12 protein-coding genes are annotated in these 12,626 nt (G+C 63.7%); 9 read left to right on the forward strand and 3 right to left on the reverse strand.

Features of this window, described 5'->3' with window-relative positions; all coding sequences use genetic code 11:
• Position 1: 1 nt before the first annotated feature.
• Together P3C50_RS21575 and P3C50_RS21580 are read right to left on the reverse strand one after the other, a co-directional pair.
• Positions 2 to 1,051 (reverse strand): Gfo/Idh/MocA family protein, encoded by a 1,050-nt coding sequence (locus tag P3C50_RS21575; protein WP_275547559.1) that lies wholly within the window; start codon positions 1,049 to 1,051, stop codon positions 2 to 4.
• Positions 1,052 to 1,372: 321 nt separating this feature from the next.
• Positions 1,373 to 2,149, reverse strand: a complete 777-nt coding sequence (locus tag P3C50_RS21580; protein ID WP_197855535.1) for an IclR family transcriptional regulator — start codon at positions 2,147 to 2,149, stop codon at positions 1,373 to 1,375.
• Positions 2,150 to 2,446: 297 nt separating this feature from the next.
• Here P3C50_RS21580 and P3C50_RS21585 point away from each other — a divergent pair, with 297 nt between their 5' ends.
• The 4 genes from P3C50_RS21585 to P3C50_RS21600 all read left to right on the forward strand — a co-directional run bounded on the left by P3C50_RS21585 (position 2,447) and on the right by P3C50_RS21600 (position 5,753).
• Positions 2,447 to 2,650: a hypothetical protein gene (locus P3C50_RS21585; RefSeq protein ID WP_275547560.1), complete on the forward strand. Its 204-nt coding sequence runs from the start codon at positions 2,447 to 2,449 to the stop codon at positions 2,648 to 2,650.
• Between the two features lie 35 nt (positions 2,651 to 2,685).
• Positions 2,686 to 3,156, forward strand: a complete 471-nt coding sequence (locus tag P3C50_RS21590) for a tripartite tricarboxylate transporter TctB family protein (protein WP_275547561.1) — start codon at positions 2,686 to 2,688, stop codon at positions 3,154 to 3,156.
• A 13-nt stretch (positions 3,157 to 3,169) separates the two neighbouring features.
• On the forward strand, positions 3,170 to 4,684 hold the full coding sequence (locus P3C50_RS21595) for a tripartite tricarboxylate transporter permease (RefSeq protein WP_275547562.1): 1,515 nt from the start codon (positions 3,170 to 3,172) through the stop codon (positions 4,682 to 4,684).
• Positions 4,685 to 4,751: 67 nt separating this feature from the next.
• Positions 4,752 to 5,753: a tripartite tricarboxylate transporter substrate binding protein gene (locus P3C50_RS21600; protein ID WP_197855539.1), complete on the forward strand. Its 1,002-nt coding sequence runs from the start codon at positions 4,752 to 4,754 to the stop codon at positions 5,751 to 5,753.
• A 93-nt stretch (positions 5,754 to 5,846) separates the two neighbouring features.
• On the opposite strand, the gene P3C50_RS21605 is transcribed toward P3C50_RS21600, so the two are convergent.
• Positions 5,847 to 6,716 carry a helix-turn-helix domain-containing protein gene (locus P3C50_RS21605; protein ID WP_275547563.1) on the reverse strand — a complete coding sequence of 290 codons (870 nt, stop codon included), beginning with the start codon at positions 6,714 to 6,716 and terminating at the stop codon, positions 5,847 to 5,849.
• Between the two features lie 118 nt (positions 6,717 to 6,834).
• On the opposite strand from P3C50_RS21605, the gene pobA reads away from it, so the two are divergent.
• The 5 genes from pobA to P3C50_RS21630 all read left to right on the forward strand — a co-directional run bounded on the left by pobA (position 6,835) and on the right by P3C50_RS21630 (position 12,586).
• On the forward strand, positions 6,835 to 8,025 hold the full coding sequence (gene pobA, locus P3C50_RS21610; protein WP_275547564.1) for a 4-hydroxybenzoate 3-monooxygenase: 1,191 nt from the start codon (positions 6,835 to 6,837) through the stop codon (positions 8,023 to 8,025).
• A gap of 205 nt (positions 8,026 to 8,230) precedes the next feature.
• The gene (locus tag P3C50_RS21615) at positions 8,231 to 9,283 is read left to right on the forward strand and encodes a TRAP transporter substrate-binding protein (RefSeq protein WP_275547565.1); all 1,053 of its coding nucleotides are present in this window, start codon (positions 8,231 to 8,233) and stop codon (positions 9,281 to 9,283) included.
• Between the two features lie 58 nt (positions 9,284 to 9,341).
• Complete coding sequence (locus P3C50_RS21620; protein ID WP_197855543.1) at positions 9,342 to 9,872, forward strand: TRAP transporter small permease; 531 nt, start codon at positions 9,342 to 9,344, stop codon at positions 9,870 to 9,872.
• Complete coding sequence (locus tag P3C50_RS21625) at positions 9,869 to 11,191, forward strand: TRAP transporter large permease (RefSeq protein WP_197855544.1); 1,323 nt, start codon at positions 9,869 to 9,871, stop codon at positions 11,189 to 11,191. Before P3C50_RS21620 ends, P3C50_RS21625 begins: the two co-directional genes overlap by 4 nt.
• Positions 11,192 to 11,314: 123 nt before the next feature.
• The gene (locus P3C50_RS21630) at positions 11,315 to 12,586 is read left to right on the forward strand and encodes an OprD family porin (protein ID WP_275547566.1); all 1,272 of its coding nucleotides are present in this window, start codon (positions 11,315 to 11,317) and stop codon (positions 12,584 to 12,586) included.
• Positions 12,587 to 12,626: the final 40 nt, after the last annotated feature.

Genomic DNA, 12,626 nt, shown 5'->3' on the forward strand with positions numbered 1-12,626 from the left:
CTCAGATGGTTTCGGGAGTGCAGGCGCGGCCCATTTCCGCCGCCTGGCGAATGGCCTCGACCAGCGCCAGGGTACGACCGGCATCGGCAGCGCTGACCAGCGGCTGCGCCTGGCCGCGGGCGACTTCGATGAAATGCAGGAGCTGACGGCGCAAGGTTTCGTCGGCGTCGAAGCGCTCCTGCACCTGCTGCAGCGGCTGATGCCAACCGGCGCCGGCCTCGGCGTAGTGCCAGCATTTGAGCTGCGGAATGCTCAGGGCCCCGCACGTACCGGCGAGCAGGTAGCAGGGCTGGTCGGCTTGGCGCGGGTAGACCGGGTTCTCGCCCGATGTCAGCTCCCAGCTCCAGGGCGCGGCGGCGGCATCAGAACCGGTCAGGCTGCCCAGCGCACCGCCTTCGAACTGCAGCAGCACCGCCGCGCTGTCTTCGTTGGCGAAGCCGCGCACGCCGTTGCTGGTGATCGCCTGCACCTGGCGCACCTCGCCGCACAGGTGACGCAGCAGATCGAGATCGTGGATCAGGTTGGTCAGCAGCATCCCAGCACCGGCCTCGCGGCGCCAGGGAATGTCGTAATAGCTGTCGGGCTTCTGCACCTGCCACAGCGCGGTCACCGTGGTCAGGTGGCCCAGCGTGCCTTGCTCGATCAACTGGCGGGCGCGGGCGATCAGCGGATTGTGCCGACGATGATGGCCGACCAGCACCGGCACGCCGCTGCGCTCGCTGGCAGCGACCAGCTCGCGCACCTCGTCCAGATGCACGCCGACCGGCTTCTCCAGCAACACCGGTACACCGGCCGCGATGCAGTCGAGTGCGGTGCCGACATGCAGGGCGTTGGGGTTGGCAACGATCACGGCCTCGGGCCGAACCTGCTCCAGCATCTGCCGGTGGTCGGCGAAATATGCCACGCCGCACTCGTTGGCAAACGCCTCGGCCTGCGGACCAGGGTCGGCGATGGCGCACAGCTGCGCTTCGGCCAGGTTCTGCAGGTGCTGATAGTGCTGACGCCCCATGATGCCGGCACCGATCAGGGCAATACGCAGGGGAACGGTCACGCGGTGATCCTCTTGTTTGTCGTGCTCGCGTGGGTGCGCCGGATGCAGTAGGCGCTTTTTTAATATTTAGAACTTAGTTCCAAAAATTACGCAAGACGAAAATGCGAGGCGTGCGACAGCACCCAGGAGCCGGTGTAGTGGGTTCATTGCGCGAGGCCCCGCCGCAACGTCAAATCGTGATTAACAACACGTGGGAGGGGCTTTAGCCGCGAGCCTTTGTCGCGGCTAAAGCCCCTCCCACGTTTTTTGTGCTGATCAGTGCGTGGCTCAGGAGTTTCGCGGCTGAAGCCGCTCCTACGACAGGGTGGGGGGATTAGCCGATCAGGCGAACAACTCGGAGGCGGGGCTGGCGGCGGACAGCTCGGCGGCGGCGGCCAGCAGTTCGGGCGCCAGCTGCTCGATGCGCATCAACGGCAAACGGGCGCTGGGCCCGGCAATGCTCAGCACACCGATCACCCGCCCTTCGACGGGGTGGCGGACCACGGCTGCCAGGGCTGCGGTGCCCAGCGACGAGCTTTCCATGACCCAGGCGTACCCTTGCTGACGCGCCAAAGCCAGACGCTGCAAGAGTTCCTGCTCGCTGCGCGGCGCGTTGGGACCGAGTTCGGCAGGATCGGCGATGCCCTGCCGGGCGACCAGCCCCAAGGCCTCGGCATCGCTCATGCTGGCCAGCCAGGCATGCCCCGAGGCGGTGTAGAACAGCGGCGCGTCACGGCCCATGTCGGGGTCGTAGCGCAGGCCGGAGCGAGCCCCCTGGCTCTTGGCGATCCAGGTCTGACGCTCGCCTTCGATCACGCCCAGACGCACCAGCTCGCCGCTGCTCTGCGCCAGACCGTCGAGGATCGGCTGCAGCACATCGGCGCCGCTACCCGCCAGGTAGCGAAAGCCCAGCGCCACCAGCTTGGTCGTCAGCCGATAGCGACTGGTCAGCGCATCCTGGCGCACGTAGCCCAGGCGGCTCAGCTCGGCGAGCATGCGATGCGTAGCACTCTTGGGAATGCCCAACTCATCGGCCAGCGCCTGCATCGGCACGCCACGGGCGTCGCGAGTGAGACTTTCGAGAAGGCTGAGCGCACGTTCGATCTGACTGCCGGCCATGGGAGGATCCTGGAAAATTTGCGCCGATTCTAAGAGACAAGCGCCCGCCGATGCGAGCCAGACGGGCGCGAACCTCTGGATGCTGAGCCGCTGACGCGCGATACTGCCGGCGCACCGCATAATGTACTAACCGGTTCGTTCTTGTTCGGTTATCGAACAAAACTCCGTTTGGCGAATTGAAATGGCCGGTATGGTCGGCCCACTATTCCAACCACGCCTGAAAACGAAGTGATCTTCTGCCTGTGCATCACGCTTCGAAAGTTTCAGCAGCCAATAAATATAAGAAGGTCAATTGTCATGTCACAGCCTTTTCACCTGCGTGCCCCGACCGCCCGGATCGCTCCTCGCCCGGCTCCCAGCTCGTCGCTCGACGACTGGTCATCGCTGTCCACTCTGGCCATGCCCATCCTCACTCCCGCCTGTCATGACATGCCCAGGGTTTCCTGGCTGCGCCCGATCAGCACGCTGATTGCCAAGCTGCCGCCTGCGCGCAAAGCCTGACTCGGCCCTTACCTCCCCACTGTCGGAGCGATTGCATGAACAAGACAGAAAAGATGCTGGTAGGCGAGCGCACATTCTGTGTCCTGCTGCTGGTTTTCAGCCTGGCGATCTTCTACCTGGCCTATCAGATTTCCGGTTTTTCCTCGGTCAACTCGCCAGGGGCATTTCCTCTCGGCGTCGCACTGGTGATGATCCTCTCCGCGCTCAAGATCGCCGGCGAGCTGATCGGCAAGACCAAGCCCGATTGCAGTGGCTGGCTGGATGCGTTCCGGCAGTTTCGCGTCACCCATTTCCCCCGCCGTACGCTGGTCTTCGGTCTGCTGGCCGTGTTGTACCTAGCGGCGATCCAGTGGGTCAGTTTCTACGTCAGCACCTTCCTTTTCCTGGTGCTTTCGATCGTTTACCTGCGCAGTGGCCGCGTCCTCAACGCAATTCTGATCGCGGCGATGTTGCTGGTGCTGATCTACCTGCTGTTCAGCCTGGCCTTCAGCGTTTACCTGCCATAACGAGGCACCCGAGATGAGCGATACCCTTTCCTACCTGCTGATGGCCTGGAGTGACCCGCAGCTGCTGATGCTGACTGCGCTGGGCACCTTCGCCGGCATCTACATCGGCGCCATCCCGGGCCTGTCGGTGACCATGGCAGTGTCCATCCTGGTGTCCTTCACCTTCGCCTGGGACGTCAACGACGCGCTGGCGCTGATCGTCGGCATCTTCATCGGCGGCGTCTACGGTGGCTCGCGCAGCGCCATCCTGCTGAACATCCCCGGCGCCCCTTCCTCGGTGGCGACGGCCTTTGACGGCTACCCGCTGGCGCAACAGGGCGAAGCCGGGCGCGCGATCGGCCTGAGCACCGTGATGTCGGTGGTCGGCGGTATCGTCGGCACCCTGATGCTGGCCAGCGCCGCACCGCTGATCGGCGACCTGGCCCTGCGCTTCGCCCCACGCGACTACTTCCTGGTCGCCGCCATCGGCCTGTTGCTGGTCGGCAGCCTGGCCGAAGGCTCGCTGGCCAAGGGCATCTTCGCCGCCGCCCTCGGCGCGGTCATTGGCCTGGTGGGCATGGACCCGGTCACTGCCGAAGGTCGCTTCACCCTGGGCCAGGTCGAGCTGATGGGAGGCATCCACTACGTGGTGCTGATGATCGGCCTGTTCGGCGTCGCCGAGGCCTTCTATCAACTGCACAACCTCGACAACCCGGTGATCCGCCAGAAGGTGGACAAGATCCTGCCCTCCTTCGCCATGGTGCTGAAGTTCCTGCCGCTGTCGATCCGCACGTCGGTCATTGGCGTCATCGTCGGCGTGCTGCCGGGTGTCGGCGGCGACATCGCCGCGCTGATGGCCTACGACCATGCCAAGCGCACCGTGAAGAACCCGACCAAGCCGTTCGGCAAGGGCGCCTACGAGGGCCTGGTGGCGCCGGAAACCGCCAACAGCGCAGCGGTCGGTGGCGCCTACGTGCCGATGCTGACCCTGGGCATGCCTGGGGACGCGGTCACCGCGGTGATCATCGGCGCCCTGGTGGTGCATGGCCTGAATCCCGGCCCGATGCTGATGGTGGAAAACCCGCACATCTTCTACTTCACCGTCGGCAACCTGCTGCTGGCCAACGTGTTCCTGATGATCTTCGGCCTGATGGGCATCAAGCTCTTCGCCAAGTTCGTGGAGATGCCCAAGGCCGTGCTGATTCCGCTGATCCTGGTGCTGTGCGTGGTCGGTACCTACTCGATCAACAGCAGCATGACCGAGGTGTACTGGATGCTCGGCTTCGGAATACTCGGCTACCTGTTGAAGATCTTCGGTTTCCAGATGGGCCCGATCATCCTCGGCGCCATCCTCGGCCCGCTGATGGACACCTCGTACCGCCAGGCCATGTCCTCGGCCGGCGACAACCCGGTGGAGCTGCTGCAGGGCCTGATCAGCAGTCCGCTGTCGCTGATTCTCACCGCCGCGGTGGTGCTGATCCTGCTGGGCAACACCCCGCTATTGAAGAAGATCAAGAGCAAGTTCAGCCCGGCTTCGGCCCGCGGCTGATACCGGTTTCACCAGGCGTGCCCCGGCCTACTGGGGCTCACAACAACAACCGATGGAGAGTCTCCACATGTTCAAATCGCTACTGACTGGCGCCGCTCTCGGACTCAGCGCCCTCACCATGGCTCTGCCAGCCCACGCCGAATACCCCGAGCGCAGCATCCAGGCGGTCATTCCCTGGGGCGCGGGCGGCGCCACCGACAACGTCATGCGCAGCCTGACCCCGTACGTGGAGAAGGAGCTGGGCGGCAAGTTCATCCTCAACAACCGCCCGGGCGGCACCGCCGTGATCGGCAGCACCTTCGTCAAGACCCAGCGCCCCGATGGCTACACCGTCCTGCTCGGCGCGGAAAACCCGCAGCTGTATAAGGTGCTGAAACTGGCCGACTTCGACTATGCCGACTTCTACCCGGTCAGCATCATCGGCCAGAACGTCGTGGTGATCGCCGCCAACGCCGATGCGCCGTTCAACAACATGGCCGAGCTGCTGGCTGCCGCCAAGGCCAACCCGGACACCCTGCGCATGGGTTCCACCGGCGCCGGCGGCCTGCCGAGCACCGTCAGCGCGATGATCAACGCGGTGGACGAACTGAAAGTGCGTGAAGTGACCTTCGGCGGCGACGGCCCCGGCATCACCGCACTGATGGGCAAGCACATCGACTTCATGCCGCTGAGCCTGGCCGCCGCGCGCGAGCTGGTACGCAGCGGCAAGCTCAAGGCCCTGGCCGTGTTCGCCACCGAGGAAACCCCGGAGCTGCCGGGCGTGGAGCCGATCACCAAGTCGCTGCCAGCGATTGCCGAGTACCTGCCGTGGGGTCCGTTCTGGGGCGCCTTCGTACGCAAGGACACCCCGGATGACGTCAAGCAGAAGCTGGTCGATGCCTATGCCAAGGCCGTGGCCAACCCCGAGTTCCAGGGCTTTCTGAAGAACTTCGGCGCGCAGAGCCTGAACCTCAACGGCGCCGAAGCCGAGGAGTTCCTCAAGCGCTGGCAGTCGGTCACCACCTGGTCGATGTACAAGGCCAAGGCCATCGAGGTCGCCCCGGACTCGGTCGGCATTCCCAAGCCGTGATCCTTGCCTGAGCCGAAAGGCTCGTGGCAAAAGCCGCTGCCACGGTAATCGTGGCAGCGGCTTTTTGCATTTTGCTCCACGCCTGCTCCGTGCTCAGCGCTGAATGCGGAATACCTTGGGCGACACCCCCACCTCGCGCTTGAAGAACCGCGAGAAATAGGCCGGCTCGGAAAACCCCAGGCTGTCCGACACCTGATTTACCGTCATCACCGTGTAGACCAGACAGCGCTTGGCCTCCAGCACCAGCCGCTGGTTGATCATGCGCAGCGCCGACTGCCCGGCCAGACGCCGACACAAGGCATTGAGATGCGCCGCGCTGATGCCGATCGCCTCGGCATAGCGCTCGATGGTCCAGTGCTCGCGAAAGTGCATTTCCAGCAACCGTGCGAACGCCGCGATGTGCTCGCGCCCGCGATCCTGGGTCGATTCACGAGCGCTCGACACGGCCAGCCAGCGGCGATTGACCGACACCAGCAAGACGCTGATCAGCGACTGCAGCATCAGGTCGCGCCCCGGCGCCTGGCGGCCGTACTCCTGAGAGATCGACTCGAACAGCGCATCCAGGTGACGCACCTCATCGCCCAGCGCATAGCAGATCGGCATTCGCGTCACCTGACTGTCCAGGGTGCCGCTGAGCTGCTCCACCAGCGGCAGCGCCATGCTCAGCACATAACCGCGGATGTCCTGGGAGAAGCGAAAGCCGTGCACGCTCATCGCCGGAATCAGCTGCAGCGACGGCCGCTCCACGCAGTGCACGTGGCCCTCTACCTCAAGCTCGGCGCGACCAGCCTGTACGTACAGCAACTGCACCAGATCGCCATGCCGGTGCGGGCGGATTTCCCAGCCATGCAAGCGGCTGCGCTCGGGGATCGACTCGCAATGGATGAGATCCGGCGTCGGCCAGGCAGCGGTCTCGCCATAGAGTTTGAAGACCGGTACCGCCACCTCGGGGGATTTCAGCACGCCGCCCTCCAAAACCATGAAAAGTCCAAGAAACGATACCGATAGTGCCTTCAAAGCCCTGCCCTATCCACAAAAAATACAGGCACGGCGCCCAGGCTCCGTCGACAGGAGAACAATAATGAAGACACAAGTCGCCATCATCGGCGCCGGCCCTTCCGGGCTGCTACTTGGCCAACTGCTGCACAACGCCGGCATCGACAACGTCATTGTCGAGCGCCAGAGCCCGGACTATGTACTCGGCCGCATCCGCGCCGGCGTGCTCGAGCAGGGCATGGTCGATCTTTTGCGCGAGGCCGGCGTGGCCGCCCGTATGGAGCGCGAAGGCCTGCCGCACGACGGTTTCCAGCTGGCCTTCGATGGCCGCTGCGAACGCATCGATCTCAAAAGCCTGACCGGCGGCAAAGGCGTGATGGTCTATGGCCAGACCGAAGTCACCCGCGATCTGATGGAGGCCCGCCAGGCCAGCGGCGCCGTCACCCTGTACAACATCAGCCAGGTCAGGCTGCACGAACTCAAGGGCGAGCGCCCTCATCTGACCTTCGAGCACGAAGGCCGCGTGCAGCGTCTGGAGTGCGACTACATCGCAGGCTGCGACGGCTTCCATGGCGTATCCCGGCAATCCATACCGGCTGGTGTGCTTAAGGAATTCGAGCGGGTGTACCCGTTCGGCTGGCTGGGCATCCTCGCCGACACGCCACCGGTGCATGAAGAGCTGATCTACGCCAATCATGAGCGCGGCTTCGCCCTGTGCAGCATGCGCTCACCGACACGCACGCGTTATTACGTGCAGGTCGCCGCCGAAGAGAAGGTCGAGGACTGGCCCGACGAACGCTTCTGGGACGAGCTCAAGCGGCGCCTGCCGGAGCCGGTTGCCAGCCAGCTGATCACTGGCCCCTCGATCGAAAAGAGCATCGCGCCACTGCGCAGCTTCGTTGTCGAACCAATGCAGTATGGCCGCCTGTTCCTGCTCGGCGATGCCGCGCACATCGTGCCGCCAACCGGCGCCAAGGGCTTGAACCTGGCCGCCAGCGACGTCAGCACGCTGTACCGCATCCTGCTCAAGGTTTACCGCGAAGGCCGTAGCGATCTACTCGAACGTTACTCGGCGATCTGCCTGCGGCGTATCTGGAAGGCCGAGCGCTTCTCCTGGTGGATGACCTCGATGCTGCATCGCTTCCCTGACACCGACGCCTTCAGCCGCCGCATGCAGGAGACCGAGCTGGACTACTTCGTCAGCTCCGAAGCTGGCCGCAGAACCATCGCCGAAAACTACGTCGGCCTGCCCTACGAACCCATAGAACAGGAGTAATGAGCGCTATTCGCCCGGCACGTTCATCAGCGCGCCGAGCCCATGCAATTCGTTCGTTTATCGCACACTAAGTCGTTAATCGAATTGAATAGCCCCTCGCTAACTCGCACCATGCGAACAGCGAATCCTAGCGGCGGCAGTATTGCAGCCGAATTTGGCTGTACCTGAGTCGCCTACTAACAATGAATAAGAAAGGACATTTGCGATGCACAAGCTTTCCAAGGCTTTGCTGACGCTGCTTGCCACCAGCGTCATGACCTGGGCCAACGCCGACGAGGCCGAGGTCACCCTCAAGGTTCACCACTTCCTGCCCGCCCACTCGGTGACCCAGGCCGACTTTCTCAAACCCTGGGCAGAGAAAATCACCGCCGAATCCAATGGCCGCATCCAGTTTCAGTTCTACCCGTCCATGCAGCTGGGCGGCACCCCGCCGCAACTGATCGACCAGGCGCGTGATGGCGTCGCCGACATCGTCTGGACCCTGCCTGGCTATACCAGCGGCCGCTTCCCTCTGGCATCGGCATTCGAGATGCCTTTCATGAGCCGCTCTTCCGAAGCCAGCAGCCAGGCCATGTGGGATTTCCTCGAAGCCCATGGGCAGAAGGAGTTTGCCGACGTCCATCTGCTCGCCACTCACCTGACCGACGGTGCGCTGCTGCACACGGCGAAAAAACCGGTGCGCAGCCTAGCCGACTTCCGCGGTCTGAAACTGCGCTCGGCCAACCGCGTGTCTACCAAGCTGATCTCCATGCTTGGCGCCACCCCGGTGGCCATGCCGGTGCCGCAGGTGCCGGAAGCGCTGTCCAAGGGCGTGGTCGATGGCGCCGTGCTGCCCTGGGACGTGGTCCCGGCTCTGAAACTGCAGGAGCTGGTCAAGTACCACACCGAAATGGCCCCGGGCCAGCCGGCGCTGATGCACACCGCCCTGGTGCTGGCGATGAACCCGGCCAAGTACGCCAGCCTGCCCGATGACCTGCGCAAGATCATCGACGACAACAGCGGCCGCGAACTGTCACGCCAGGCCGGGCATATCTGGGACACCAACGTGATCGAGACCGGACACAAACTGGCCGAATCGCGTGGCAACGAGATCTACGTGCTGCCCGCCGACGAGCAGGCCAAGTGGATGGCCATCGGCCGCAAGCTGGACAACGACTGGATCAAGGAAGTCGAGAGCAAGGGCAACGAAAACGGCGCCGCGCTGCTGCAAGAAGTGCGCGACCTGATCGAAAGCTACAACGCCAAGCTGTCGAACTGATCGCCAACCCTCGTTGTCCTGGCCGGCATCTCGGGTGCCGGCCTTGCGGAGTCCGCTCATGATCGAAAACCCTGCCTTGCCTGGGCAGCCCCAGCGCACGCGCCCATTCGGCCAGTTGCTCGACACGCTGGCATGCTGGCTAGCGATGGCCGGTGGCCTGGTACTGGTCGCCATTACCCTGCTGTCGGCCTACAGCATCACCATGCGCAGCCTGTTCGATGCACCACTGCTCGGTGACGTCGAGCTGGTGCAGATGGGCTGCGGCATCGCCGTGGTGAGTTTCCTGCCGCTGTGCCAGCTGCGTCGCAACAATGTCATCGTCGATGCGTTCACCCTGCGTGCGCCGGCTGCACTGCGCCGCCATCTCGACACCCTCGGCTGCCTGTTGATGGCCGCCTGCGCGGCACTGCTGGCCTGGCGCTCGGTGATCGGCACCCTGGACACCTACCGTAACGGTGAAGAGTCGATCATCATGGGTATCCCGATGTGGTGGTCGATGACCCCCTTCGCCCCGTCCTTCGCCCTGCTGGCCATCGTTTCCCTGTACACCGCCTGGCTCGACCAGCGTGGCGAAGGGGGCCAGCAATGAGCAGCGTCGCACTGGGCGGGCTGTTTCTCGCCTTCCTCCTGGTTCTGCTGGCCATCCGTATTCCGATCGCCATCGCCATGCTGCTGACCGGTATCGCCGGTTACGTCTCGATCAGCGGCTGGGACCCGCTGCTCAATTATCTGAAGACGGTGGCCTACGCCCGTTACACCGTGTACGACCTGTCGGTGATCCCGCTGTTTTTGCTGATGGGCCAGTTCGCCTCGCGCGGCGGCCTGGCTACGGGCCTGTTCCGCGCTGCGGCCGCCATGGTCGGACACTGGCGCGGCGGCCTGGCGATCTCCGCCATCGGCTCGTGCGCCGCCTTCGGCGCGGTCTGCGGTTCATCGGTGGCGACCGCGGCGACCATGGGCCAGGTGGCCCTGCCGGAGCTGCGTCGCTACAAGTACTCCAACTCGCTGGCCGTGGGTTGCCTGGCAGCGGGCGGCACCCTGGGCATTCTCATCCCGCCCTCGGTGGTGCTGGTGATCTACGCCATCCTCGCCCAGCAGAACATCTCCACGCTGTTCATGGCAGCCTTCGTGCCGGGCATCCTTGCCGTCATCGGCTACATGATCGCCGTGGCCATCTACGTGCGCCTGTTCCCCGACTCGGGGCCTGCTCAGGAACGCTCGAGCTGGAAACAGCGGCTGCAGGCGCAACAGGGCGTCTGGCCGGTGCTGCTGATTTTCCTGGTCGTGCTCGGTGGCATCTATGGCGGTTGGTTCACCCCGACCGAGGCAGCGGCCATCGGTACCGTGGGCACGGGTTTCTTCGCCTTCACCCTGGGCAAGATGCGCCTGGCCGAACTCAAGGAAGTGTTGCTGGGCACCGGCGTGACCACCGCGATGATCTTCATGATCCTGCTCGGCGCCGATGTGATGAATGCCTTCCTGGCCATCTCGCAACTGCCCAACTTCATCGCCGAAGCCATTAGCGGAGCAGGTCTGCCGCCGTTTCTGGTGCTGGCCGGGATTCTCATCCTTTACCTGATCCTCGGCTGCGTGATGGACACCATGTCGATGATCCTGCTGACCATCCCGATCTTCTTCCCGGTGATCATGGGGTTGGACTTCTATGGCCTGGACCAGACGGAGAAAGCCATCTGGTTCGGCATCCTGGCCCTGATGGTGGTGGAGATCGGCATGGTCACCCCGCCGCTGGGCATGAACGTGTACGTGATCGCCGGCATGGCACGCGACATTCCCATGCGGGACGCCTTCAGAGGCATCGTGCCGTTCCTGATTTCGGACATCGTGCGCGTGGTCATCCTCGTGCTCTTCCCATCGATCACCCTGTGCCTGGTGCGCTGGCTGACCTGACAGAGGACCCGCAATGCATTCAGACAGATGCCACTGACCCCGAATAACTGCCAACACCCCCGATGTAGAGGCGTATTCGCCGTTGCGGAGGGGTTCTTAACCTTGCAAAAGGAAGCGATAACAATGAAAAAAGCTCTGTACCTCGCGCCCAGCGCAATCGCCGTTGCCGTCATGGCCTCCAGCCTCTCGGTCGGCGTTCAGGCCGCCGGCTTCGTCGAAGACGCCAAGGTCACCCTCGGCCTGCGCAATTACTACTTCAACCGTAACTACCTCAACGGCACCGACCCTATCGTCAACGGCGAGCGCCAGGGCCAGGCCGAAGGCTGGACGCAGAGCTTCATCCTCGATGCCCGCTCCGGCTACACCCAGGGCACCGTAGGCTTCGGTCTCGATGTGCTCGGCCTGTACAGCATCAAGCTCGACGGCAACCGTGGCGCTGCCAACACCCAGCTGATGCCGATCCATGACGACGGCCAGGCCGCTGATGACTTCGGTCGCACTGCCGTGGCGGCCAAGGCCAAGATCTCCAAGACCGAGCTGAAAGTCGGCGAGTGGATGGCCGTGCTGCCGATCCTGCGTGCCGACGACGGCCGCTCCCTGCCGCAAACCTTCCAGGGTGCGCAGCTCACCTCCAGCGAAATCGACGGCCTGACCCTGTACGGCGGTCAGTTCTGGAAGAACAGCCAGCGTAATGATGCCAGTCGCGAAGACATGTCGTTCACCGTCAACGGCGCCACGCACAACGGCGACGACTTCAACTTCGGCGGCGGTGAGTACCGCTTCAACGGCAACAACACCCTGGTCGGCGTCTGGCATGCCCGCCTGGAGAACGTCTACCAGCAGAGCTACGCGCAACTGACCCATAGCCAGCCGGTCGGCGACTGGGTGCTGGGCGCCAACCTCGGCTACGTCACCGGCAAGGAAGAAGGCTCGGCCAAGGCCGGCAACCTCGACAACAAGGTGTACCAGGGCGCATTCAGCGCCAAGCGCGGCAACAACACCTTCATGGTGGCCTACCAGCGTCTGAGCGGCGATACCAAGTTCATGCGGATCGACGGCGCCAGCGGCGGCACCCTGGTCAACGACGGCTTCACCAACAGCTACGACAACCCGGAAGAGCGTTCCTGGCAGGTTCGTCACGACTACAACTTCGCCGGTATGGGCATTCCGGGCCTGACCCTGATGAACCGCTACGTCAGCGGCTCCAATATCCATGCCGGCGGTCGTACCGACGCCGAGGAGTGGGGGCGTGAATCGGAGCTGGCCTACACCATCCAGGAAGGCTCGCTGAAGAACCTGAGCATTCGCTGGCGTAACTCCGATGTGCGCCGCGACGTAGGCCAGGATCTGCACGAGAACCGTCTGATCATCAACTACCCGCTGTCGATTCTGTAAGCACCACGCAACATCGCTGCACAAGTGACTCCTAGTGTTA

It is taken from the genome of Pseudomonas sp. Marseille-Q0931, assembly GCF_940789645.1.
Lineage (GTDB): Bacteria > Pseudomonadota > Gammaproteobacteria > Pseudomonadales > Pseudomonadaceae > Aquipseudomonas.